This is a genomic window from Lysinibacillus louembei (assembly GCF_033880585.1).
GTDB lineage: Bacteria > Bacillota > Bacilli > Bacillales_A > Planococcaceae > Metasolibacillus > Metasolibacillus louembei.
On record NZ_CP137624.1, the window covers coordinates 1971684 to 1994886 of the forward strand.

A 23203-nucleotide genomic window follows, 5' to 3' on the forward strand; every position below is an offset into this window, starting at 1 on the left:
TGAATAAAGAAAGAGGAAGTCGTGTGAACAGTAGTGAGCAGTTAACAATGAAAGATACAGTTAGCGAGTATTTATTTGTTATTGTAGGAGCTGCGATAATTGCAGTTGGGTTTAATGTTTTTTTATTACCGAACCAAGTAGCCTCTGGTGGCGTAAGTGGAATTAGTACCATTTTAAATGGCTTATTTGGTTGGAATGCAGGAATTATTCAATATGCATTTAATATTCCTTTATTTATTGCAGGTGTTTTAGTTTTAGGTAAGAAATTCGGTGTAAAATCCTTTATTGGTACAATTACATTGCCTGCATTCGTTATATTGACGAGCGGCTGGGAGCCATGGACTTTAAATCCACTACTTGGTGCCATTTTTGGTGGGATTGTTGTTGGTTCAGGACTAGGCATTGTTTTCAAAGGTAAAGCTTCAACAGGCGGTACCGATTTATTAGCGCAAATTATTACAAAATTCACAGGGCTTACTCTAGGTACAAGCGTTTTGATGATTGATGGTATTATTGCTGTGAGTGCTGCATTAGTATTTGATTTAGAAAAAGGCTTGTATGCGATTATCGGCTTATATGTGACGACAAAAACGATTGATATTATTCAGCTTGGCTTTAGCCAATCGAAAATGGCGTATATTATTACAAACATGGAAGAGGAAATGCGTGAAGCTATTTACAGAGAAGTGAATCGCGGTGTAACGAAGCTTCCTGCCTTCGGTGGTTACACTGGAGAAGAAAAAACATTTCTTATGGTTGTTGTTTATCAAACTGAATTCACGAAATTGAAACAAGTTGTGAAGATGGTGGACCCAACAGCATTCGTTGTTGTTTCAGATGCCTATGAGGTGCTAGGAGAAGGTTTCAAACGTGTCTAACTTTGCTATACTGAAATGGATTGGAGGGGTTGAAATGAAAAAATTATTATTAACAGCTACATTTAGCTCAGCTTTATTTTTAGCTGCATGTGGTGGCGCTGAGGAAGAAAGCGGTAATGCAACACCGCAGCCAGAAGGTGAGAAAATTGTGATGCAAACCTGTGCCAGCTGTCACGGCGGTCAATTGCAAGGTATGCGTAAAACACCTGCATTAAATGATGTTGGTGCACGTTTATCGGAGGAAGAAATTTTAAATGTCATTTTAAATGGTACATCAAATGGTATGCCTGGTGGTTTAATTAAAGGTGAAGATGCTGAAAAAGCAGCGGCATGGTTAGCAGAACAAAAATAATGGGGAGGGGACGTCTGAATTTCTAGGCGCCCCTTTTGTTGGTTTATAAAGGATACATTTTCCGTAAAAATGACTGGAACATGTTACAATAAGGAAAGACTATAAAGGATCGAGAGGTTGTGCCAATGGTTCAAGTTACAACAAGAGATGTAATGGAGAAATTTAATTTACAAATCGTGAGTGGTCATGAAGGGATTGGGCGCGCTATTACAACAAGTGATATCTCAAGACCCGGGCTTGAGATGGCTGGTTACTTTACACATTACCCAGCAAATCGTGTCCAGCTACTTGGAAAGACAGAGCTCTCCTTTTTTGAAATGCTTCCAGAAAATGTGAGAGTTGAACGTATGTGCTTGCTATGTGCACGCAATACACCAGCAATTATTCTTTCAAGAAGTATGGAAGTACCAAAGGAATTAATTGATGCATCGAATAAAAATCATGTTCCTGTTTTAGTTTCAAAGCAAACGACAACTCATTTTTCGAGCCGCTTAACAAATTATTTAGAAAGTGAGCTGGCACCAACTACAGCTATTCATGGGGTACTTGTAGATATTTATGGAATCGGGGTACTCATTCTTGGGAAAAGCGGTGTAGGGAAAAGTGAAACAGCATTAGAGCTTGTCAAAAAAGGACATCGCCTTGTAGCAGATGACTCTGTAGAAATTCGTCAAGAATCAGAAAATATGATTATCGGTAGCCCACCCCCATTGTTGGAACATTTATTGGAAATTCGTGGAATCGGTATTATTAATATTATGACATTATTTGGTGCAAGTGCTATTCGACCATATAAAAGAATTACACTTGTTGTAGAGCTAGAAAACTGGGATCCAAATAAATCATATGATCGTCTAGGGCTTGATGAGGAAAAAATGAAAATTATTGATACGGAGCTAACAAAGCTAACAATTCCTGTTCAGCCTGGACGTAACGTATCTGTTATTATTGAAGTAGCTGCGATGAATTATCGTCTAAAAAGAATGGGCGTTAATGCAGCAGAGGAATTTTCCCGTAGGCTAGATGCAGTTATCGCATCAAATGGGGAAATGAATGACTTTAATTAAAGAAGGAGCAAAATGATGGACTTTATTATGATGAAAATCAATCCTGTAGCATTCTCCATTGGACCTATTGATGTGCGATGGTATGGTATTTTAATTGCTTCAGGTATCGTACTAGCTTACTTTTTAGCACAGCGTGAGGCGGTGCGCTTAGGTATTCACCAAGATTTTATCGCGGACATGCTCATTTGGGCTGTGCCAATTGCAATACTAAGTGCACGTGTTTATTATGTAGCAATGGAATGGGGGGCTTATAAAGACAATCCACTTCGAGCAATTGAAATATGGAATGGTGGAATTGCAATTCATGGCGCATTAATTGGTGCATTTATTACAGCTTATATCTTTACAAAAAGGCGAAATGTCAGCTTCCTGCGTATTGCAGATATCGCAGCACCGAGCATTTTAGTAGGACAAATAATTGGACGCTGGGGCAACTTCATTAATCAAGAGGCACATGGTGGGGAAGTATCGCGTAGCTTTTTGGAAAGTCTCCATTTACCTAATTGGTTGATTGAGCAAATGTATATCGAAAATTTAGGGTCATATGTACACCCAACATTTTTATATGAATCATTATGGAATGTCGTAGGCTTTATTATTTTAATCATTGCACGTAAATTCAATTGGCGTCGTGGGGAAATGTTTTTCTTCTATCTTATTTGGTATTCAATTGGACGCTTCTATATCGAATCACTACGAACAGATAGCCTGTATTTAATTGGTGATTTACGTTCAGCACAAGTCGTGTCGATACTTGGTATTGTCATTGGTTTAGCTTGTATTATTTATCGTCGAATTACTGTAAAGCCTGCTGTACGCTATTTAGACAAATAAAGGGTGAATTATAATGGTAAAAGCGTTATTATTTGATTTTGATGGAACATTGTTAGATACAAATGAGTTAATTATCCAAACATTTATGCATGTATTAGAAGAAAAATTTCCTGGGCAATATTCGCCAAAAGATTGCATAAAATTTATTGGTCCTTCATTAAGACAATCTTTTACTGAAATAGCTCCAGATATGGTAGATGAACTAGTAGCAAGCTACCGCAAATGGAATATTGAACATCATGATGAGCTTGTGACACAATATGATGGGGTTGTTTCGACATTACAACAATTGCATGCACAAGGTATAAGGTTAGCGATTGTTTCGACAAAACGTGTGGATATGATTGAACGCGGTTTAAAGGTGCTAGGTGTTGGTCATTTATTTGAGCATATTATTGGCTTTGATAGTGTACAACATGTCAAGCCACATCCTGAGCCAATTTTATTAGCATTAGAAAAGCTCCAAGTAGCAAAAGAAGATGTCATTATGATTGGGGATAATTCGCATGATATTGAGGCAGGGCATAATGCAGGAGTGAAAACGGCAGGTGTTGCATGGACTTTTAAAGGTGAAGATTACTTAAAGCAATTTTCGCCGACATATATGCTTGACAATATGACCGATTTATTAACAATTGTGAAAGGATAAGCCTATGAGAAGAACAGAGCGTTACAAAGTGGAAGGGGCAAATTCACTTTGGCATGTTTATCAAACGGTATCTTTTTGGAAAATCGTCAAATGCTTTATTTTTATTCAAATTGGACGCATTACACCATTTATGGCAATGAAAAATTGGATTTATCGCACATTTCTTCGAATGAAGATTGGCGAAAAAACATCACTCGCACTAATGGTCATGCCTGATACGATGTTTCCAGAGCGCATTTCGATTGGAGATAATTCAATTATAGGCTTTAACACAACGATTTTAGCACATGAATATTTAATAAATGAGTATCGTTTAGGTGATGTGAAAATTGGCAGCAATGTTATGGTTGGTGCCAATACAACGATTTTGCCAGGTATAGAGATTGGTGATGGCGCCATTGTTTCCGCAGCAACACTCGTACATAAAGATGTACCAGCAGGATGTATGGTAGGGGGAAATCCGATGCGCATTATTTTCACGGCAGAGGAAATGGCAGCACGACAAAAATAGCAATAACAAGCTGATGAGAAAGAAGCTCTCATCAGCTTGTTTGCGTTTTATGGTGATGAAACAAGAAACCCGCAAATAAATCATAGAAAGCGCAAATAAAATGAGAAACTCGCAAATAAATCATGGAAAGCGCAAATAAACTGAGAAATTCGCAAATAAATCATGGAAAGCGCAAATAAACTGAGCAACCCGCAAATAAATCATAAAAAGCGCAAATAAACTGAGCAACCCGCAAATAAATCATGAAAAGCGCAAATAAACTGAGCAACCCGCAAATAAATCATAAAAAGCGCAAATAAACTGAGCAACTCGCAAATAAATCATGGAAAACGCAAATAAAATGAGAAACTCGCAAATAAATCATGGAAAGCGCAAATAAACTGAGAAATTCGCAAATAAATCATAAAACCCGCAAATAAAACAAGCCACGCCAATATAGCAAATTTCACAGACTTTAATGAAACAACATGTTATGCCAACGAAGATACAATATAGTCAGAAGCTTGACAACATATTTACTTTATTATACTATCACACTAGTGAATTAAAGTGTATTGAGGTGCATAGCAATGTCTACGATTAAATTATTTGAAAAACCACTTGGGATGCGTGATACATTCCCGCAAACATATGAAAAACTAGAAGCCATTCGAGCACAAGGGCGCCATTTTTTATATGCTCGAGGCTATGATTTTATAAAAACACCATCAGTGGAATATTACGACACAGTAGGGAAGGCGTCTGCTATTGATGACGCTGCTCTATTCAAGCTGGTGGATAATCAAGGAAATCTTCTTGTTCTTCGTCCTGATATGACGACCCCGATTGCACGTATTGCAACGGCGAAGTTGTTAAAGGAGAAAATTCCACAGCGCCTTGCATACTTTGCAAGTGTTTTTCGTGCACAGCAAACAGAGGGTGGACGTCCAGCAGAATTTGAACAAATGGGCATTGAACTAATTGGTGATTCCTCTGTTTTCGCAGATGCGGAAGTTATTATAACAGCGATTCAATTGCTTCAGCAGTTAGGCATTCAAACTTTTACGATTACGATTGGACATGCGCGTGTATTACAGGCAATTTTGCAGCAATATACAGCAACTGAGGAGCAAATGAATCAACTGCGCAAATTATTGGTGGAGCGCAACTATGTTGGCTTTGAAGAGGCGGTTAAATCCTTTGCTTTACCAACGGAAAAAAGCGAGATTTTATTGCAATTTATTGAAGAAGCAATGAACATAAAAACCGTTCTAAATATAGAGAAATATGTAGTCAATCAAAATGAATTAACGTATATGTTTGAGTTGGAACAATTGTTAAAGCAAGCAAATTTAATGGACTATATTACGTTTGATTTTACGATTACAAGCCATATGAATTATTACACGGGTATGCTGTTTGAAGTATTTGCAGTAGGCAGTGGCTTCCCGCTTGGCAATGGTGGACGCTACGATGGACTTTTAGCGCATTTTGGATCAGAGGTTGGTGCGACAGGCTTTGGTTTACGTGTTGACCGCTTATTAGAGGTTGTGCCTGCAAGCGATGCGACATTCACAACAACTTTGCTGTTATTTGAGTCAGCTTTGTATCATGAGGCGTTGCAATACGCAGCAGATTTACGTGCAGATGGTCGTCGTGTGACAATGCAAGCGATTGAAAGTTTAATAGACATTGCTGCATATCAGAAGGAATTTAATGAGGTTGTTTATGTGCAAGAGGAGGGGCAGCGATGACAGAGCTAACAATTGCGATGCCGAAAGGACGTATTTTTACGGAGGCATGCAAAATATTAGAAAATGCAGGCTTCAGGTTGCCCGATGAAATGGAAGAAACACGCAAGCTGATGATTGAAATTCCAGAGGAAAATATTCGCTTTATTTTAGCGAAGCCGATGGATGTGCCTGTTTATGTAGAGCATGGTGTTGCAGATATAGGCATTGCAGGAAAAGATGTTTTATTAGAGCAACAACGCACGGTGCATGAGCTGCTTGATTTAAAAATCAGCGCCTGCTATATTGCCTCGGCCGGGTTGCCTGATACAACGATGAATGAAGTAGCACCTCGCATAGCAACAAAGTATCCGCATATTGCGACGAAGTATTATAAGGAAATTGGTGAGCAGGTTGAAATTATCGAATTAAATGGTTCGATTGAGCTGGCACCGATGATTGGATTAGCAGATCGCATCGTTGATATTGTATCAACAGGACGCACATTAAAAGAAAACGGGCTTGTGGAATATGAGTATATCGCGGATGTGTCATCACGTTTAATCGCAAATCCTGTAAGTTATCGTTTGAAAAGCGCACGCATTCAAGAATTAGTAAGTCGTTTAAGAAAATGCGTTGACTAGGAAGAAGGGCTAATATATGCAAATTACAACATTAACAAACAATATTTCATTAAAGCGCCCATTAGAGGGGGGCAATGAACAGCAACTAGCTGTCGTGCGTGAGGTGCTTGCAAACGTCAAGGCACAAGGCGATATGGCGATTCGTACATATAGCGAAAAATGGGATGGTGTCAGCTTGACTGATTTCCGTGTTTTACAGGAAGAAATAGAGGAAGCCGTTGCTAACTTTGACCAAGTGTTGTTGCAGGATTTAACGGAAGCAGCAGCAAATATTCGCCTTTATCATGAACAGCAACATCGCACAGGTTATAAGTTACCTTTAGCAGATGGCTCCTATTTAGCACAGCGCATTATCCCGTTAGATGCAGTAGGACTATATGTACCAGGAGGGTCAGCAGCCTACCCATCATCGGTCTTAATGAATGTTATTCCAGCACAAGTTGCGGGAGTAAAGCGCATTGTTATTACATCCCCTGCTAGTAAAAATGGTAAATTGCCAGACGCAGTGCTTGTTGCAGCACATATTTTAGGGGTAACGGAAATATATAAAATTGGTGGTGCGCAGGCGATTGCTGCATTAGCTTATGGTACTGAAACAATTGCCCCTGTTGATAAAATTACAGGGCCAGGCAATATTTATGTGGCATTAGCAAAGCGTGAAGTGTTTGGCGAAGTGGCAATCGATATGATTGCAGGGCCAAGTGAGATTGCCATTTTAGCAGATGAAACAGCCTATGCAGATGAAGTGGCGGCTGACCTATTATCACAAGCAGAGCATGATGCATTGGCATGTGCAATTTTAATTACGACATGCCAATCGCTGGCAGAGGAAGTAGCAGAAGAAGTAGAACGTCAGCTTGCAACATTACCAAGAGAAGCGATTGCACGACAAGCGATTGAGCGCTTCGGTCAAATTTATGTAGCTGAAACGATGGAAATGGCGATTGCCGCAGTGAATTCTTTAGCACCTGAGCATTTAGAAATTATAACGGTCGATGCAGAGGCAGATGCACAAAAAATTACGCATGCGGGTGCTATTTTTATCGGGCGTCACAGCTCAGAGCCTGTCGGTGATTATTTTGCAGGGACAAATCATGTCTTGCCAACAAATAGCACAGCCCGCTTTGCGAGCGGCTTGAATGTAGATGATTTTATTAAGCGCACAAGCGTTGTTTATTATAGTGAGAAAACATGGCAACAAAATGCGCCGAAAATCGCGCGTTTAGCGAGATTAGAAGGCTTAGAAGGGCATGCTAGAGCGGTTGAGGCACGTGGCTGGAAAAAAGGAGAGGTATAGATGCGATACGCGAAAATAGAACGCAACACAAATGAAACGAAAATTGCAGTAGAGCTAAATTTGGACGGAGAAGGGCAGGCACAAATTAAGACAGGCGTACCTTTTATGGACCATATGCTCGACTTATTTATTAAGCATGGTTTATTTGATGGCAAAATTACCGCAGATGGCGATACGCATATTGATGCACACCATACAACAGAGGATATTGGTATCGTTTTAGGGCAAGTAGTGCGTGAAGCATTAGGCGATAAAAAAGGCATTAGGCGCTATGGCAATGCTTTTGTACCAATGGATGATGCCTTAGCACAAGTTGTTGTAGATTGCTCAAACCGCCCGCATTTAGAATATCGTGTTACACCGACATTAACAGAAAAAGTAGGCACATTCGATACGGAGCTAGTGCATGAATTTTTATGGAAGTTTGCATTAGAGGCGCGTATGAATATCCATGTCATCGTGCCGTATGGACATAATACACATCATATTATCGAGGCGATTTTCAAGGCATTAGCGAGAGCGCTTGATGATGCAGTGCAAATTGATCCACGCGTAAAAGGTGTGCCGTCAACGAAGGGGCTGTTAACGTGAAAATAGGTATCATTGATTATGGCATGGGCAACTTATTTAGCGTGGAGCAAGCGTTAAAGCGTTTAGATACGGAGGTTGTTGTCACAGCAGAGCGAGAGCAGCTAAATGCAATGGATGCCCTTATTTTACCAGGGGTTGGTGCATTTCCAGATGCGATGAAGCGGCTGTATGACGCAGAGCTTGCTTCATATATTCAGTCAACAACAAAGCCGCTACTTGGCATTTGCCTTGGTATGCAGCTTTTATTTGAAGAAAGCGATGAAGTGACCTATACAAAGGGGCTTGGCATTTTTTCGGGACGCATTACAAAGTTTACGAATATACCACGCATTCCACATATGGGCTGGAATAATTTGCAGTTTGCACAAATACCAACTTGGTTACTAGCATTACAGGATGAGCGCTTCGTTTATTTTGTGCATTCCTTTTTTGCAAGCGACTTAAAGCGGGAGGAGCTTGTCGCATTTGCAGATTATGAAGGTGTGCAAGTACCAGGAATTGTAGCGAAAAATAATTTTACAGGTATGCAATTCCACCCTGAGAAATCAGGTCAATTTGGCTTATCGTTATTAAAGCAGTGGCTGGAAGGTGTGAAGTAATGTTAACGAAACGTATTATTCCGTGCTTAGACGTTAAGGATGGACGCGTTGTCAAAGGGATTCAGTTTGAGTCATTACGCGATGCGGGTGATCCTGTAGAGCTTGCAACATTTTATGACGAGCAAGGTGCCGATGAGCTTGTTTTTTTAGATATTTCAGCCTCTGTGGAAGGGCGTGCAACGATGGAGGATGTTGTCCGGCAAACAGCAGCGACGTTAGCGATTCCGTTTACAGTTGGCGGTGGCATTCGCACATTGGACGATATGAAGCGCATATTGCGAGCAGGTGCGGATAAAGTATCGATTAATACTTCCGCATTGGAGCGACCAAAGCTAATTCAAGAAGGTGCTGATTATTTCGGCTCACAATGTATCGTTGTGGCGATTGATGCCCATTTTTGTGAGGAGGATGGCACATGGATGGTCTATACGCATGGGGGTCGCAATAAAACAGCTTGGCAAGCAATTGACTGGGCACAGGAGGCAGTACGTTTAGGTGCTGGTGAAATTTTATTAACGAGCATGGATCGAGATGGGGAAAAATCAGGCTTTGATGTTGCCTTAACAAAGGCGATTCGCGATGCGGTAACAGTGCCTGTTATTGCAAGTGGAGGAGCAGGGAATGCTGAGCATTTTGCCGAGGTGTTACAAGACGCAGATGCTGCACTAGCTGCTTCCATTTTCCACTATAAAGAAACGAGCGTAACAGCGATTAAAGCGTATTTACGTGATAAAGGAGTTTGTGTGCGATGATAGATGTGAAATTTAATGAACAAGGTTTAATAACGGCTGTTGTGCAAGATGCAAAAACGAAGGAAGTATTGACAGTTGCTTATATGAATGAGGAATCTTTAGCGAAAACAATGGAAACAAATGAAACATGGTTCTTTTCACGCTCTCGTAATGAATTATGGCATAAAGGGGCAACGAGCGGTAACACACAGCAAGTCGTTGCCATTACGACAGACTGCGACCGCGATGCTTTAGTTGTCGAAGTATTGCCAGCAGGTCCAGCATGCCATAACGGTACAACCTCTTGCTTTACAGAGCAGCTTGTACACAATGAGGATGTTGGCTCTGTCAGCATTCTATCGAAATTAAGCGAGTTAATTAAAGAGCGAGAGCAACAAATGCCAGAAGGCGCCTATACAACGTATTTATTCGATAAAGGCATCGATAAAATCGGTAAAAAAATCGGTGAGGAAGCGATGGAAGTCGTCATCGGTGCAAAAAATCGTGATGCGGAGGAAGTAAAATGGGAAGCAGCCGATTTAATGTATCATTTGCTCGTTTTATTGCAGGAGCAAAAGGTCGACATTTACGAAGTATTAAAGGTGTTAGAGGAAAGGCATCAGAAAAAATAAGCTATAGGAAAGGTGTGTTGTTACATGCTTTTCCTATAGTTTTTTATATATTAATTTAAAATTAAAGTGTGTTGAGGAATTTTTTAAGTATGTTCGCATGACTAATGCATTGTTTGTGCTATAATAATATGAAGTTATATAGGACTGTCAAATGTATTTAGGCTGTTGGCAAAGGGCGCGTCTGAAAAGTCATTTTGAGACGTGCCCTTTGCGACGAATGCAAATATTTAGTATATAGGTTAAGGCTGTCTAAAAAGATGCTATCTTTTCAGGCAGCCCTCTATTCTTGTTTCGGAGGAAATATTGTTGGAAAATAAAGAACACCAAAAAGAAAAGATTGTCTCCTTTTTACCGACAGGTGATTATTATTACGAGAAAGCAATAAAGGCACTTGAAAAGGAGCAAATTGATAAAGCTTATAAATATTTAAAGCGCGCAGAAGAATTAAGTCCAGATGATGTAAGAGTGCTAACACAGTATGGACTATTAGAAATAGAGGCTCAAAACTATGAGCATGCATATGAATTGATTCATACGGCATATAGCTTAGAGCCAAGCAATTCAGAAATTGTTTTTTTGCTAGCGGATGTTTCAGGCTGTTTAGGCTTAATGCGCGATGCTAAAAAATATGCGGAGCAATATTTAGCGCAGGAGCCAGATGGTATATATGCGCTTGATGCATATGAAATTTTAGATTTCGTAGAATATGAGGAAAACATTGCAGAGGATGTCGATGAGCAGGATGCGGAAAAATTAATCGGGCAGGAGAAGGCACGCCGCTTTATGGAGCAGGGGGATTTTCAAAAAGCGATTGAGGTGCTAGAGCAGTTAATCGAAAAATTTCCTGATGCATGGCCAGCTTATAATAATTTATCGCTTGCTTACTTTTATATTGGTGAAGCGGAGCAGGCACACGCCTTATTAAAGCATGTTTTGCGAGAAAATCATGGCAACCTCCATGCGCTCTGTAATTTAGCTGTTTTTGCTTATTACGAGCGACAAGAGGAGGAGCTTAAAGGGCTGATGGCATTATTGAAAAAAATTCAGCCTTATGAGTGGGAAAATCGCTATAAGCTTGGGGCTACATTAGCGTTAATTGGCGAGTATGAAACGGCTTATAAATGGCTACGTTCCATGCATAAACGAGGATATGAAGGTGATCCAGGCTTTTATTATTGGCTAGCACAGTCTGCATATTTTTCGAAGCAGGAGGATATAGCAAAAGCTGCATGGCAAGCATTGCTTGCTTTAGACCCTTCAAAGGAAGGGCTAGAGCCGTGGCATACGCAATCGCTTGCTACAGAGGAGCATTCATTAGAAAAAAATCGTGAATTAATTATTGAGAAAATTAATAGCAGTTACACATCAGACCGTTTATTTGGCTTTTTTATGCTAAAGCATTCACCACATAAGCAGGAAATTGTTGCACATCCTAAATGGATTGATATTGAGCAATATAATGAAGTAGAAAAGCTTTGCTTAGCTTACGCACTTGGGCATGAATTTCAAATGGAAACAGCATCTGAAAAGAGCTTTGTTCGTTTTCTACAAGTAGCTGAAAAATTGTTTGCTGTATATGGTGACTTAAGCTTTACAGCGGCTTCAGCATTACAGCTATGGTTTTCCATTGGAGAAATTGCCTTACGTGCAAATTATGCCTTTAAAAATCCTGTAGCGATTGCAGCGGCGATTGATTATATGCTGCAATCGGCACTTGGCGAAAATATAACAAAAAAGCAATGTGCTGAAAATTATTGTGTAGGTGTAGCAACATTAACAAAGTATATGAATGAGTTATTAACATTCGTACCAACAGAGGCTGAATAGGCATTTTATTTGAAACTAGCTTTTGAATTGTATACGATGAGGGCAGTGTAGTTGAGCTTTAAGGAGGATTTTTTATGACAGAGGAAAAAATTTACGATGTAGTAATTATTGGTGCCGGTCCAGCAGGTATGACGGCTGCGGTTTATGCATCTCGTGCCAATTTAGCTACGCTGATGATTGAGCGCGGTATTCCAGGCGGTCAAATGGCAAATACAGAAGAGGTTGAAAACTATCCAGGCTTTGATCATATTTTAGGCCCGGAATTATCGACAAAAATGTTTGAGCATGCAAAAAAATTCGGTGCTGAATACGCTTATGGTGATGTATCAGAAATCATTGACGGAGAACAATATAAAACGATTATTTCTGGTAAAAAAGAATATAAAACACGCGCCATTATTATTTCAACAGGTGCAGAATATAAAAAGATGGGCGTGCCAGGCGAACAAGAGCTTGGCGGTCGCGGTGTAAGCTATTGTGCGGTATGTGATGGAGCATTCTTTAAACAAAAGAATTTAATCGTTGTCGGTGGAGGAGACTCTGCTGTTGAAGAAGGCGTCTATTTAACACGCTTTGCAGATAAAGTAACGATTGTTCACCGTCGCGATAAACTGCGTGCACAAAAAATTCTTCAAGATCGCGCATTTGCCAATGAAAAAGTAGATTTCATTTGGAATGCAACAGTAAAAGAAGTGAATGAAGAGAACGGTAAAGTAGGTAGTGTAACATTAATATCTACAGTTGATGGCACAGAAACAGAAGTAAAAACAGACGGTGTATTCGTTTATGTAGGAATGGTTCCACTAACTGCACCTTTTGCACATTTAAATATTTTAAACGAAGCAGGCTATGTTGTAACGAATGAAAAGATGGAGACAGCTGTACCAGGTATTTTTGCAGCTGGAGATGTGCGTGATAAAATGCTACGTCAAATCGTAACAGCGACTGGTGATGGCAGTATTGCTGCACAATCCGCACAGCATTTTGTTGAAGAATTAAAGGAAAAGCATAATCTTTAATTGAACTTTAATAATGCTGTAACTTTCTTGCAACAATAAAAGGGTATACTAAATGTATTAGTGAATCTCCCTTTTTGAAATTTTTTAGGTTGTTTCTGCTTATTTGCAGAAGCAACCTCTTTTTTGTGCTTAAAATGTCGCAAGCAATGTATAATGAAAAATAGCAATTCAATTAGAGGTGAGAAATATGCAAAGAATCGCCAATTTATTAGCAATACAGGATGGAAAAATATTATTATTACAAAAGCCGAGGCGCGGTTGGTATGTAGCACCAGGTGGAAAAATGGAGAGCGGTGAATCCATTTATGATGCAGCAATTCGCGAATTTCAAGAAGAGACAAATACAACGCCGCAAAATGTTCATTTAAAAGGTGTTTATACGATGGTTATTAAGCGAGACCAAGAAATCGTCAATGAGTGGATGCTTTATACATTTGTCGCACATGGTATTGCAGGTGTTCCTTATCAGGAAACAAAGGAAGGTGTGCTTGGTTGGTTTGATATTGAGCAATTACACCATTTACCAATGGCTGAAGGGGATCGAACAAATTTATTGTTTGTTGCATCACAACAAGGGATGCAATATGGTACTTTTGAATATACAGAGCAATTTGAGCTTTTAAAAGAAACAATACAAAATTCACAGGAATAATAAGTGAAGGGAGAACTATCGATTATGGAAAATCAAGTATATGCACAAGAGCTAGTAATTATTTCAGGAATGTCAGGTGCTGGAAAGACGGTGGCAGTGCAAAGCTTTGAGGATTTAGGTTTTTATTGTGTCGATAATATCCCGCCAGAGCTACTTACGACATTTTTAGCCTTAATGCGTGATTCAGAGCGGAAAATTTCACGCATTGCTGTTGTGATGGACTTGCGCGGACATCAATTTTTTGAGTCGGTACCAGAGGTGTTAAAGGAGCTGGCAAATCAAGAGGAGACTCAAGGAAATATTTTATTTTTAGATGCTGATGATGAAACCTTAGTGAGACGCTATAAAGAAACACGTCGCTCACACCCTTTAGCGCCAGCAGGCTTATTGCTAGATGGCATTAAATTAGAGCGCCAATTGCTTGCGGAAATTAAAAGCCAGGCAAAAACTGTTATTAATACATCCAAGCTGAAGCCTAGAGAGCTACGCGAAATGATTACGAGCAAATTTGCACATTCAAATAAGCCAATTTTTTCAGTGAACGTTATGTCCTTTGGCTTTAAGCATGGTATGCCAATCGATGCAGATTTAGTTTTTGATGTACGCTTTTTGAAAAATCCATATTATGTGGAGGAGCTACGTCAAAAGACAGGCTTGCAAACAGAAGTTTCCTCTTATGTTTTAGCAACAGAGGAAACACAGCAGTTAATTAGCAAACTAACAGATTTACTTCAATTTATGGTGCCTCTTTATAAAAAAGAGGGGAAATCACAGCTCGTCATAGCCTTTGGTTGTACAGGTGGGCAGCATCGCTCTGTGACATTAGCTGAATATTTCGGAAAGCTGCTTAACCAAATAGAGCATACTGTCGTGACACATCGAGATATTAAACATAGAAAGGCTTGATGAGATGGAAAAACACAATAAAAAAATCGTAGTCATCGGTGGGGGCACAGGGCTTTCTACCGTTATACGAGGGCTAAAAAAGAAGCCCTTCGATATTACAGCTATCGTAACGGTAGCCGATGATGGCGGGTCTTCAGGGCGCCTTCGCGATGATTACGATATTCCGCCACCAGGCGATATACGTAATGTCATTGCTGCACTTTCTGATGTGGAGCCGCTCGTTGAACAAATGTTTCAATATCGTTTCGCTCATTCGGAGGATTTAAGTGGACATTCATTAGGGAATTTAATGCTAACAGCATTGACGGATATTACAGGTGACTTTAGCCATGCTATCGCAGAAATGAGCAAAGTATTAAATGTACATGGCAAAGTATTACCTGCTTCTAATAAAAAAATAACATTGCATGCCGAGCTAGTAGATGGAACATATATTGAAGGCGAATCGCGCATTCCACATGCAGAGGCAGCAGTAAAGCGCGTATTTTTATCGCCTCAAGATGTAACACCATTGCCAGCAGCAATTCGTGCGATACATAGTGCAGACTATATTTTAATTGGCCCAGGAAGCTTATATACGAGCATTATCCCGAATTTGTTAGTAGAAGAATTAGGCACCGCCGTTATTCGCTCAAAGGCGGAGAAAATATATATTTGCAATTTGATGACGCAAAAGGGTGAAACGCTAAATTATAGTGCAGCAGACCATATTGAAGCGATCCATGCACACATGAAAGCACCATTTATTCAAAAAGCACTTGTTAATAATTTTGCGATGCCACAAGAAGTGATTGATAGTTATCAGGCCGAATGTGCAGAGCCTGTGGAAGTAGATGTGGAACGCATTGAGCAAATGGGTATTGAAGTGATTCAAAAGGAAATCGCCCGCATTAAAAATAATACGGTGCGCCATCATGCAACGAATGTAGCGCAATGGCTAGAAGAATACAGCGAACAAAAACAAAGAAAAAAGAAAATGTAGTTTGGCTATAAAAGTACGAACCGCAACGAAGAAAGGGGGAACTACCGATGTCGTTTGCATCAGAAACAAAAAAAGAGCTAACACAGGTCGAGGCTGATGATGAGAGCTTAAAGGCGGAGGTTTCTGCATTAATTCGCATGAATGGCTCTTTATCATTTACAAATCGTCAGCTTAGCTTAGATATTCAAACGGAAAATGCAGCAATTGCCAGACGACTTTATACAATCGTCAAAAAGCTTTACCCATATAATGTTGAACTACTTGTGCGTAAAAAGATGCGCTTAAAGAAAAATAATGTATATATTTGTCGCGTACGTGAAGGTGCACGTGAATTGTTAACAGATTTGCAAATTATTTCAGATGAATTTCAATTTAATCATGACATCTCTGAATCCCTTGTACAAAAAAATAGCCATAAAAGAGCCTATTTACGTGGAGCCTTTTTAGCAGGGGGCTCTGTCAATAATCCAGAAACATCGTCCTATCATTTAGAAATTTATTCGTTATATAAAGAGCATGGTGAAGCACTCGCCAGCTTGATGAATACATTCCAGCTAAATGCTAAAACGATTGAACGGAAAAAAGGCTTTGTGACGTATTTAAAAGAAGCGGAGAAAATTTCAGATTTTTTAAGCTTAGTAGGAGCACATCAGGCAATGCTAAAATTTGAAGATGTGCGCATTGTGAGAGATATGAGGAACAGTGTAAACCGCATTGTAAACTGTGAAACGGCGAATTTGAATAAAACGATTGGAGCAGCGTTGCGCCAAGTTGAAAATATACGCTATATTGATAATGCTATCGGATTGGACCAGCTACCCGAAAAGCTGCGCGAAATTGCACGCCTACGTGTAGAATATCAAGATGTAACATTGAAGGAGCTTGGTGAAATGGTATCAACAGGCGTTGTCAGCAAATCGGGTGTTAACCACCGCCTGCGCAAAATTGATGAAATTGCTGAAGCGCTTCGCCGTGGTGAAAAAATATAAAATAATTGTGAAAACGAATACATTGTCCTTTTTCTATTAATTCGGTAAGATAAAGCTAGATAGATGAACGGTATAGGAAAGGGAGAAACGTAGATGATTGAAAACCAAGTAGAAGTTAAATTGAAATCAGGATTGCAGGCGAGACAGGCGGCGCTTTTTGTACAGCAAGCAAATCGCTATAAATCCGATATTTTTTTACAAAAGGATAATAAAAAAGTAAATGCAAAATCCATTATGGGCGTCATGAGCTTAGCAATTGCTAGAGGCACACAGCTGACTTTAATTGCTGCTGGCGACGATGCTGAAAAAGCTGTTGCTACATTGACGCAATTTATTGAACAGGAAGACTAAGAGGGAAAAGCGATGTATCAATGCAGAGAAGCCTCACGCGAAGAAATTCAATTTGTTGAGGATGAATTAGCAAAATATAAAATTTTTTGAAGAAATAAAATAGCTGCCAGAAAAGTCATAGCTTTTCTGGCAGCTTTCTTTAATTAAAACCGATAAACCTTTATTGCTTGCTCATTTCTATTCAAATGCTAGTTGTCATGAATTAAAAAAGTCAATCATATGTAAGTTTAAAGAGAGGTGGATAAGGCTCCATCGGTACAGTGTGATTTCGCCTTTATCCATGGACTCCCTCTTATGAGTCAATTAGGCTGCTAAAACTAATTGCTCATAAATCAGGTCTTGCTATACAAAATATTATATTGAAACAGTAAAATGGCGCCCTCGGAGGGAATCGAACCCCCAGCGGAAGAACCGGAATCTTCAGTGTTATCCATTACACCACGAGGACAAGTGCAAAAATTGTGCAAAGCTCTGAATGGTGATAAAATTGTCGTATGTGCAAAAATTAACGACTTTCCCATTATACAAATGTCAGACGAATATTTCAACATAAATTTGTAGAGTTTATATTTGACCTTTCTTGACTATAATGTGTATGATAAGGATACAGTTGAAGAAGCTTAACTTTTCAACAATTTAGTATATGAATTTACCTTTTATAAAGGAGGATTTTTCAATGAATTTAATTCCTACAGTTATTGAACAAACAAACCGAGGTGAGCGTGCTTATGATATTTATTCACGCTTGCTAAAAGATCGCATCATTTTATTAGGGAGCGCAATTGATGACAATGTAGCGAACTCTATCGTAGCACAGCTATTATTTTTAGAGGCAGAGGACCCAGATAAGGATATTTCCTTATACATCAACTCTCCTGGTGGTTCCATTACGGCTGGCATGGCAATTTACGATACAATGAACTTCATTAAGCCAAAAGTGCAAACAATTTGTATCGGCATGGCTGCATCAATGGGTGCCTTTTTATTAACAGCTGGTGAGCCAGGCAAACGCTTTGCTTTACCGAATGCTGAAGTGATGATTCACCAACCACTTGGTGGCGCACAAGGGCAAGCAACTGAAATCGAAATTGCTGCAAAACGCATTTTACACTTACGTGAAAAATTAAATACAATCATGGCTGAAAAAACTGGTCAAGATTATGCAACAATTTCTCGCGACACAGACCGCGATAACTTCATGACAGCTGAGCAAGCAAAAGCATACGGCTTAATCGATGAAATTATTGATCGCAATCAAGTAAAATAATATGTATATAAAAAGCTGCCTGAAAACGCGTTTTCAGGCAGCTTTTTTGGGGAATCGCAGATAAACTATAAAAATTCGCAGATATTTCAGTGAATTCCGCAGATAACTTAAGAAAAATCGCAGATAAGTTAGGGAAAGTCGCTGATATAGTAAAAAAGAGCATCCCCCATATGAGGGATGCTTGTTTTTTAGTTCGGCATGTTTTTCGCCATTTGCCCCTGCCCATACATATTGAGCATTGCCTGCATATCGGCTGGCGCTAATTGTGGCACCTGATAGTTGCCTTTTTTGTTTTGGTAAATGGAGATTTCGTAAGCCATCTCAATACAGTTTTTGATGGAATCTTGTAGCACGCGACGCAATACAGGGTTACACGTTTCAAGTGCTGCTGTTGTTTTGCCTGTAGCGCTAACTTTATGTGCACCTAAAATGCATCCTGCAATAATTGCATCATCTAGCTCGCTCGCCATTTGCATTGGCTTTTTCGGCTCACTAGGTGTGAGACCGTATTTGAAATCGTTACCTGTTTGCATATTGTATGTGCGAGTAGGATGCTGTGGATCATGACCTGTTTTATATGCTTCGACTGTAATATTGTATTCATCAAGCATAAATGCATATTGTTTGTCCATAATGGACAGTAACTCTGGGTCCTGTACATGGTCACGTAACAACACAAATTGATTTAAGCCGCCAATTGCTGCACTTAGCACCTCATGTACATCAAAAAGCTCATGTCCGCCATGATTTGTAGAAAGTGGTCCCATTGATTGCTGTTGTTGCTCTTGTTGGAAATCGCCTGTCATTTATTTTTCCTCCTATCAAAATGTCGTACATTTTATAGGTTGGCTAATTTATGTTATTTTATACATGGAGGGATGTTCATGAAAATCATTAATTTTTATTCAAGACCTTATTGCCATTTATGCGAAGAAGGCTTGCTAACGTTGAAGCTTGTACAAGAGGATTGTTCATTTGATATAAATATAATCAATATAGAGGAAGATGATGCATTGCATGAAAAGTATATGCTGATGATTCCAGTTGTTACTTATAATGAGGAAGTTATACAATACGGTATACTGGATTATGCAACATTGCTTGAAGCACTGCAATAGTAAGTAGTGCTTTAAAGTTTTTAGACAAAAGAATTGCCAAAATTTATATACGTGTATATAATAGATATAGGAAGTGAATTTTTTTTACCTCTAGTGGGACAATTTTTAAAGTGCGGGACAAAAAACGTCCATACTTTTGTAGAAGGTGATGTTGTTGAACAGTAACTCTATATATGAAGTACAGCGCAAGCTTCTACCAGAAATGGATGAGTTGCTTAAAAAGCGCTATCGCTTATTGCAAACAATCGCATTGCAAAGCCCCATCGGAAGAAGAGCTTTAGCTGATATTTTACAGCTAACAGAGCGTGATGTTCGCAAGGAGACACAAGTTTTAAGCGATCAGCAATTGATCCATATTCAAGCAAAAGGCATGGTTTGCACAGAATTTGGGTATACCGTTTTAGAGCAATTAAAAACATTGTTTCATGAACTTACAGGTATTTCTAAAAAAGAGCAGCAGTTAAAGGCTGCGCTCAATATTAACAAAGTCATTATCGTACATGGCGACATTGAGCAAGATGTGAGCACATACTCCTTAATCGGAAAAGAAGCAGCGTCAGTTATTATGCAAAACGCAAAGCCAAACTGCAAAATAGCGGTTACTGGCGGTACGTCAGTTGGTTCAATTGGAGCGTATTTACAGCCTCATAAAGCTTTGCAACATGCACAATTTATTGCAGCTCGTGGCGGTATAGGTGATGAAATAACAATGCAGGCAAATACGCTCGTAGCGCAATTTGCTGAGCAATGCCATGCAACATATCGCACGTTATTTTTACCAGAGCATTTAAGCGAGCAAGCATATAGCGCCATGAAGGATGAGCCAATTGTGAAAGAAATGATTGAGCTTTATGACAATATTAATATTGTTATCCACGGTATTGGTGAAGCGATGGAAATGGCAGATCGCAGGCAAAGCAGTGAGGATGATAAGCGATTATTGCGTGAAAAAGGCGCAATAGCTGAAGCATTTGGTTACTATTTTGATGAGCAAGGTCAAATTGTTCATCATATTCGTACAATTGGCATTCAGTTAGAGCAAGTTCAGCAAAGCGATTGTATTATCGCCATTGCGGCTGGTGCGAGCAAGGCAAAATCAGTACAAGCTTATTTTAAAAATCCAGTAAAAAATACAATTTTTATTACGGATGAAAGTGCAGCAAATGCAATTTTAAAAAATCTATAACGAGCAACAACGCTCTTATAAATAAAATTTTGGAGGAATTTCAAATGACAGTAAAATTAGCAATTAACGGATTCGGACGTATTGGACGCAAAGTATTTCGTGAAGCAATGAATAATAGTGAAGTAGAAGTAGTTGCAATTAACGACTTAACAGATGCAGGTCAACTTGCACACTTATTAAAGTATGACTCAGTACACGGTATCTATGATGCTGATGTGCAAGCAGGCGAAAATTCTTTCACTGTGAACGGTAAAGAAATTAAAGTATATGCAGAAAAAGACCCAACGCAATTACCATGGGGCGAGTTAGGTGTAGATATCGTTCTTGAGTGTACAGGTATTTTCAACAATAAAGAAAAATTAAGCTATCACTTACAAGCAGGTGCGAAAAAAGCGATTCTTTCAGCGCCAGCAAAAGGTGATGTGCCAACATACGTAATGGGTGTAAACCATGAAGACTACAATCCAGAAACAGATGATGTATTATCAAATGCTTCTTGTACAACAAACTGTCTTGCACCATTAGCAAAAGTGTTAGATGAAAAATTTGGTATCGAGCGCGGCTTAATGACAACAATCCACTCTTATACAAATGACCAACGCATTCTTGACTTACCACATGCAGACTTACGTCGTGCACGTGCTGGTGCGTTATCAATGATCCCAACAACTACAGGTGCAGCAGTAGCCGTATCAAAAGTATTACCTCAATTAAAAGGTAAATTAGATGGCTTCTCTATGCGTGTACCAACACCAAACGTATCATGTGTAGACTTAGTTGCAACATTGAAAAAAGATGTAACAGTTGAAGAAGTAAATGCGGCATTAAAAGAAGCAGCAGAAGGCGATCTAAAAGGTATTTTAGATTACAACGAGCTACCATTAGTATCATCTGATTACAATGGTAACGTAAGCTCTTCAACAATCGATGGACTTTCTACTATGGTACTAGAAAACAAATTAGTAAAAGTTATTTCATGGTACGATAACGAAAGCGGCTACTCTGCACGTTTATTAGACCTTGCATTATATGTAGCAAGCAAAGGCTTCAACAAATAATATAGCCTGACTAAAAGGGAATGGAGGAAGGGATTTTTCCCTTGCTCCATTTTTATTAGAAATGGCAAGACATTAGATGTGACTTTTGCTACTATAAAACTAAGCGCGCCAAACAGCGTGACCAATAATGTTGAAGGGAGCTTTTTTATGTTAAATAAAAAGACGATGAAGGATATCGATGTCAAAGGGAAGCGCGTATTTGTACGTGTAGACTTCAATGTGCCAATGGAAGAGGGGCATATTACAGATGACACACGCATTCGTGCAGCATTGCCAACGATTCAATATTTAGTTGACGCAGGGGCAAAGGTAATTTTAGCGTCCCATTTAGGTCGTCCTAAAGGTGAAGTAAATGAAGAAATGCGTCTAACAGCAGTAGGAACACGCTTAGCTGAATTAATCGAGCGCCCTGTAACGAAATTGGATGAATCAATTGGTGAAGCGGTAGAAGCAGCGATTGCAGCAATGCAGGATGGCGATATCGTATTATTAGAAAATGTTCGCTTCCATAAAGGCGAGGAGAAAAATGACCCAGCACTAGCAGAAAGCTTTGCAAAATTAGCGGATGTTTATGTAAATGACGCATTTGGCGCAGCGCATCGTGCACATGCAACAACGGAGGGCGTTGCAAAGTTCATCCCGGCTGTATCAGGCTTCTTAATGCAAAAGGAATTAGATGTTCTAGGAAAAGCTTTATCAAATCCTGAGCGTCCATTCACAGCCATTATTGGTGGCGCAAAAGTAAAAGATAAAATTGGCGTAATCGAAAACTTATTAGAAAAAGTAGACCACTTAATTATCGGTGGCGGCTTATCATATACATTTGTTAAAGCTTTAGGGCACGATGTTGGTAACTCTTTATTAGAGGAAGATAAAATCGAGCTAGCAAAAAGCTTTATCGACAAAGCGAAGGAAAAAGGCGTGCAATTACATATGCCTGTTGACGCTGTCATCGCAGATGAATTTTCAAAGGATGCTGCGACACAAGTAGTAGACATTGACGCAATTCCAGCAGACTGGATGGGTCTTGATATTGGACCGAAAACAGCAGCTAACTATGCTGATGTTATTGCAAAGTCCAAGCTTATTATTTGGAACGGGCCGATGGGCGTATTCGAAATGGAGAAATTCGCAAACGGTACGAAAACAGTTGCGGATGCAATGGCAGCAACAGAAGGCTACACGATTATCGGTGGCGGCGATTCAGCAGCAGCGGTTGAAAAGTTCGAAGTAGCAAGCAAAATGAGTCATATCTCAACAGGTGGCGGCGCAAGCTTAGAGCTAATGGAAGGCAAGGAGCTACCAGGCATTATAGCATTAAACGATAAGTGAGTGGCTGATTGTTAAGCTAAAA

Annotated in this window: 26 protein-coding genes and 1 tRNA gene; 25 read left to right on the top strand and 2 right to left on the bottom strand. The window is 39.5% G+C overall.

Annotated elements, in window-relative coordinates; genetic code table 11:
- The first annotated feature begins 47 nt into the window (after window positions 1-47).
- From R6U77_RS09775 to R6U77_RS09870, 20 genes are all read left to right on the top strand, one after another.
- Window positions 48-878 carry a YitT family protein gene (locus tag R6U77_RS09775; RefSeq protein WP_319838363.1) on the top strand — a complete coding sequence of 277 codons (831 nt, stop codon included), beginning with the start codon at window positions 48-50 and terminating at the stop codon, window positions 876-878.
- A gap of 34 nt (window positions 879-912) precedes the next feature.
- Window positions 913-1230 (top strand): c-type cytochrome, encoded by a 318-nt coding sequence (locus R6U77_RS09780; protein WP_293926410.1) that lies wholly within the window; start codon window positions 913-915, stop codon window positions 1228-1230.
- Between the two features lie 125 nt (window positions 1231-1355).
- Window positions 1356-2297, top strand: a complete 942-nt coding sequence (hprK, locus tag R6U77_RS09785; RefSeq protein WP_319838325.1) for an HPr(Ser) kinase/phosphatase — start codon at window positions 1356-1358, stop codon at window positions 2295-2297.
- 15 nt (window positions 2298-2312) lie between these two features.
- A complete protein-coding gene (gene lgt / locus R6U77_RS09790) occupies window positions 2313-3131 on the top strand; it encodes a prolipoprotein diacylglyceryl transferase (RefSeq protein ID WP_293926562.1) in 819 nt (272 codons plus the stop codon).
- 10 nt (window positions 3132-3141) lie between these two features.
- Complete coding sequence (gene ppaX / locus R6U77_RS09795; protein WP_319838364.1) at window positions 3142-3780, top strand: pyrophosphatase PpaX; 639 nt, start codon at window positions 3142-3144, stop codon at window positions 3778-3780.
- Window positions 3781-3784: 4 nt separating this feature from the next.
- Window positions 3785-4291: an acyltransferase gene (locus R6U77_RS09800; protein WP_293926404.1), complete on the top strand. Its 507-nt coding sequence runs from the start codon at window positions 3785-3787 to the stop codon at window positions 4289-4291.
- Window positions 4292-4860: 569 nt separating this feature from the next.
- Complete coding sequence (locus R6U77_RS09805) at window positions 4861-6024, top strand: ATP phosphoribosyltransferase regulatory subunit (protein ID WP_293926401.1); 1164 nt, start codon at window positions 4861-4863, stop codon at window positions 6022-6024.
- On the top strand, window positions 6021-6644 hold the full coding sequence (hisG, locus tag R6U77_RS09810) for an ATP phosphoribosyltransferase (protein ID WP_319838326.1): 624 nt from the start codon (window positions 6021-6023) through the stop codon (window positions 6642-6644). Before R6U77_RS09805 ends, hisG begins: the two co-directional genes overlap by 4 nt.
- A 16-nt stretch (window positions 6645-6660) precedes the next feature.
- Window positions 6661-7941: a histidinol dehydrogenase gene (hisD, locus tag R6U77_RS09815; RefSeq protein ID WP_319838327.1), complete on the top strand. Its 1281-nt coding sequence runs from the start codon at window positions 6661-6663 to the stop codon at window positions 7939-7941.
- A complete protein-coding gene (gene hisB / locus R6U77_RS09820; RefSeq protein ID WP_319838328.1) occupies window positions 7942-8532 on the top strand; it encodes an imidazoleglycerol-phosphate dehydratase HisB in 591 nt (196 codons plus the stop codon). It begins immediately after the preceding gene.
- Window positions 8529-9131, top strand: coding sequence for an imidazole glycerol phosphate synthase subunit HisH (hisH, locus tag R6U77_RS09825; RefSeq protein ID WP_319835515.1), 603 nt, complete (start codon window positions 8529-8531; stop codon window positions 9129-9131). The genes hisB and hisH overlap by 4 nt, the downstream gene beginning before the upstream one ends.
- Entirely contained in the window at window positions 9131-9883 is a 753-nt protein-coding gene (gene hisF / locus R6U77_RS09830) for an imidazole glycerol phosphate synthase subunit HisF (RefSeq protein ID WP_293926390.1), read from the top strand. Before hisH ends, hisF begins: the two co-directional genes overlap by 1 nt.
- Window positions 9880-10494 carry a bifunctional phosphoribosyl-AMP cyclohydrolase/phosphoribosyl-ATP diphosphatase HisIE gene (gene hisIE / locus R6U77_RS09835; RefSeq protein ID WP_319835516.1) on the top strand — a complete coding sequence of 205 codons (615 nt, stop codon included), beginning with the start codon at window positions 9880-9882 and terminating at the stop codon, window positions 10492-10494. The genes hisF and hisIE overlap by 4 nt, the downstream gene beginning before the upstream one ends.
- A 306-nt stretch (window positions 10495-10800) precedes the next feature.
- Window positions 10801-12321 carry a tetratricopeptide repeat protein gene (locus tag R6U77_RS09840; protein ID WP_319835517.1) on the top strand — a complete coding sequence of 507 codons (1521 nt, stop codon included), beginning with the start codon at window positions 10801-10803 and terminating at the stop codon, window positions 12319-12321.
- 74 nt (window positions 12322-12395) lie between these two features.
- Window positions 12396-13340, top strand: coding sequence for a thioredoxin-disulfide reductase (gene trxB, locus R6U77_RS09845; RefSeq protein ID WP_319835518.1), 945 nt, complete (start codon window positions 12396-12398; stop codon window positions 13338-13340).
- Between the two features lie 187 nt (window positions 13341-13527).
- Window positions 13528-13992, top strand: a complete 465-nt coding sequence (locus tag R6U77_RS09850; RefSeq protein WP_319835519.1) for an NUDIX hydrolase — start codon at window positions 13528-13530, stop codon at window positions 13990-13992.
- A 24-nt stretch (window positions 13993-14016) separates the two neighbouring features.
- The gene (gene rapZ / locus R6U77_RS09855) at window positions 14017-14898 is read left to right on the top strand and encodes an RNase adapter RapZ (RefSeq protein ID WP_319835520.1); all 882 of its coding nucleotides are present in this window, start codon (window positions 14017-14019) and stop codon (window positions 14896-14898) included.
- Between the two features lie 4 nt (window positions 14899-14902).
- Window positions 14903-15880, top strand: coding sequence for a gluconeogenesis factor YvcK family protein (locus R6U77_RS09860; RefSeq protein WP_293926373.1), 978 nt, complete (start codon window positions 14903-14905; stop codon window positions 15878-15880).
- A 47-nt stretch (window positions 15881-15927) separates the two neighbouring features.
- Complete coding sequence (whiA, locus tag R6U77_RS09865; protein ID WP_293926370.1) at window positions 15928-16869, top strand: DNA-binding protein WhiA; 942 nt, start codon at window positions 15928-15930, stop codon at window positions 16867-16869.
- 93 nt (window positions 16870-16962) lie between these two features.
- Window positions 16963-17220, top strand: a complete 258-nt coding sequence (locus R6U77_RS09870; RefSeq protein WP_293926367.1) for an HPr family phosphocarrier protein — start codon at window positions 16963-16965, stop codon at window positions 17218-17220.
- Window positions 17221-17593: 373 nt separating this feature from the next.
- Here the strand turns inward: R6U77_RS09870 and R6U77_RS09875 are convergent.
- Window positions 17594-17668 (bottom strand) — tRNA-Arg (locus R6U77_RS09875).
- Window positions 17669-17896: 228 nt separating this feature from the next.
- Here R6U77_RS09875 and clpP point away from each other — a divergent pair.
- Window positions 17897-18487, top strand: coding sequence for an ATP-dependent Clp endopeptidase proteolytic subunit ClpP (clpP, locus tag R6U77_RS09880; RefSeq protein ID WP_293928298.1), 591 nt, complete (start codon window positions 17897-17899; stop codon window positions 18485-18487).
- Between the two features lie 188 nt (window positions 18488-18675).
- Here clpP and R6U77_RS09885 read toward each other — a convergent pair whose 3' ends face one another.
- A complete protein-coding gene (locus R6U77_RS09885; protein WP_293928296.1) occupies window positions 18676-19293 on the bottom strand; it encodes a spore coat protein in 618 nt (205 codons plus the stop codon).
- Between the two features lie 78 nt (window positions 19294-19371).
- Between R6U77_RS09885 and R6U77_RS09890 the strand changes: the two genes are divergently transcribed.
- The 4 genes from R6U77_RS09890 to R6U77_RS09905 all read left to right on the top strand — a co-directional run bounded on the left by R6U77_RS09890 (window position 19372) and on the right by R6U77_RS09905 (window position 23181).
- Window positions 19372-19605, top strand: coding sequence for a glutaredoxin family protein (locus tag R6U77_RS09890; protein WP_319835521.1), 234 nt, complete (start codon window positions 19372-19374; stop codon window positions 19603-19605).
- 154 nt (window positions 19606-19759) lie between these two features.
- On the top strand, window positions 19760-20791 hold the full coding sequence (locus tag R6U77_RS09895) for a sugar-binding transcriptional regulator (protein ID WP_293928292.1): 1032 nt from the start codon (window positions 19760-19762) through the stop codon (window positions 20789-20791).
- Window positions 20792-20835: 44 nt separating this feature from the next.
- The gene (gap, locus tag R6U77_RS09900; protein ID WP_293928290.1) at window positions 20836-21849 is read left to right on the top strand and encodes a type I glyceraldehyde-3-phosphate dehydrogenase; all 1014 of its coding nucleotides are present in this window, start codon (window positions 20836-20838) and stop codon (window positions 21847-21849) included.
- Between the two features lie 147 nt (window positions 21850-21996).
- Window positions 21997-23181, top strand: a complete 1185-nt coding sequence (locus R6U77_RS09905; RefSeq protein WP_319835522.1) for a phosphoglycerate kinase — start codon at window positions 21997-21999, stop codon at window positions 23179-23181.
- The last annotated feature ends 22 nt before the right edge of the window (window positions 23182-23203 follow it).

Excerpts from the sequence above, each read along its gene's own strand:
- R6U77_RS09905 (WP_319835522.1), top strand. The coding sequence starts at position 21,997 with ATGTTAAATAAAAAGACGATGAAGGATATCGATGTCAAAGGGAAGCGC.
- hisF (WP_293926390.1), top strand. The coding sequence starts at position 9,131 with ATGTTAACGAAACGTATTATTCCGTGCTTAGACGTTAAGGATGGACGC.
- hisB (WP_319838328.1), top strand. The coding sequence starts at position 7,942 with ATGCGATACGCGAAAATAGAACGCAACACAAATGAAACGAAAATTGCA.
- R6U77_RS09780 (WP_293926410.1), top strand. The coding sequence starts at position 913 with ATGAAAAAATTATTATTAACAGCTACATTTAGCTCAGCTTTATTTTTA.
- R6U77_RS09805 (WP_293926401.1), top strand. The coding sequence starts at position 4,861 with ATGTCTACGATTAAATTATTTGAAAAACCACTTGGGATGCGTGATACA.
- R6U77_RS09800 (WP_293926404.1), top strand. The coding sequence starts at position 3,785 with ATGAGAAGAACAGAGCGTTACAAAGTGGAAGGGGCAAATTCACTTTGG.
- R6U77_RS09885 (WP_293928296.1), bottom strand. The coding sequence starts at position 19,293 with ATGACAGGCGATTTCCAACAAGAGCAACAACAGCAATCAATGGGACCA.
- R6U77_RS09870 (WP_293926367.1), top strand. The coding sequence starts at position 16,963 with ATGATTGAAAACCAAGTAGAAGTTAAATTGAAATCAGGATTGCAGGCG.
- clpP (WP_293928298.1), top strand. The coding sequence starts at position 17,897 with ATGAATTTAATTCCTACAGTTATTGAACAAACAAACCGAGGTGAGCGT.
- lgt (WP_293926562.1), top strand. The coding sequence starts at position 2,313 with ATGGACTTTATTATGATGAAAATCAATCCTGTAGCATTCTCCATTGGA.
- hprK (WP_319838325.1), top strand. The coding sequence starts at position 1,356 with ATGGTTCAAGTTACAACAAGAGATGTAATGGAGAAATTTAATTTACAA.
- hisD (WP_319838327.1), top strand. The coding sequence starts at position 6,661 with ATGCAAATTACAACATTAACAAACAATATTTCATTAAAGCGCCCATTA.
- R6U77_RS09890 (WP_319835521.1), top strand. The coding sequence starts at position 19,372 with ATGAAAATCATTAATTTTTATTCAAGACCTTATTGCCATTTATGCGAA.
- rapZ (WP_319835520.1), top strand. The coding sequence starts at position 14,017 with ATGGAAAATCAAGTATATGCACAAGAGCTAGTAATTATTTCAGGAATG.
- hisG (WP_319838326.1), top strand. The coding sequence starts at position 6,021 with ATGACAGAGCTAACAATTGCGATGCCGAAAGGACGTATTTTTACGGAG.
- R6U77_RS09850 (WP_319835519.1), top strand. The coding sequence starts at position 13,528 with ATGCAAAGAATCGCCAATTTATTAGCAATACAGGATGGAAAAATATTA.
- trxB (WP_319835518.1), top strand. The coding sequence starts at position 12,396 with ATGACAGAGGAAAAAATTTACGATGTAGTAATTATTGGTGCCGGTCCA.
- R6U77_RS09775 (WP_319838363.1), top strand. The coding sequence starts at position 48 with ATGAAAGATACAGTTAGCGAGTATTTATTTGTTATTGTAGGAGCTGCG.
- gap (WP_293928290.1), top strand. The coding sequence starts at position 20,836 with ATGACAGTAAAATTAGCAATTAACGGATTCGGACGTATTGGACGCAAA.
- whiA (WP_293926370.1), top strand. The coding sequence starts at position 15,928 with ATGTCGTTTGCATCAGAAACAAAAAAAGAGCTAACACAGGTCGAGGCT.
- R6U77_RS09860 (WP_293926373.1), top strand. The coding sequence starts at position 14,903 with ATGGAAAAACACAATAAAAAAATCGTAGTCATCGGTGGGGGCACAGGG.
- hisIE (WP_319835516.1), top strand. The coding sequence starts at position 9,880 with ATGATAGATGTGAAATTTAATGAACAAGGTTTAATAACGGCTGTTGTG.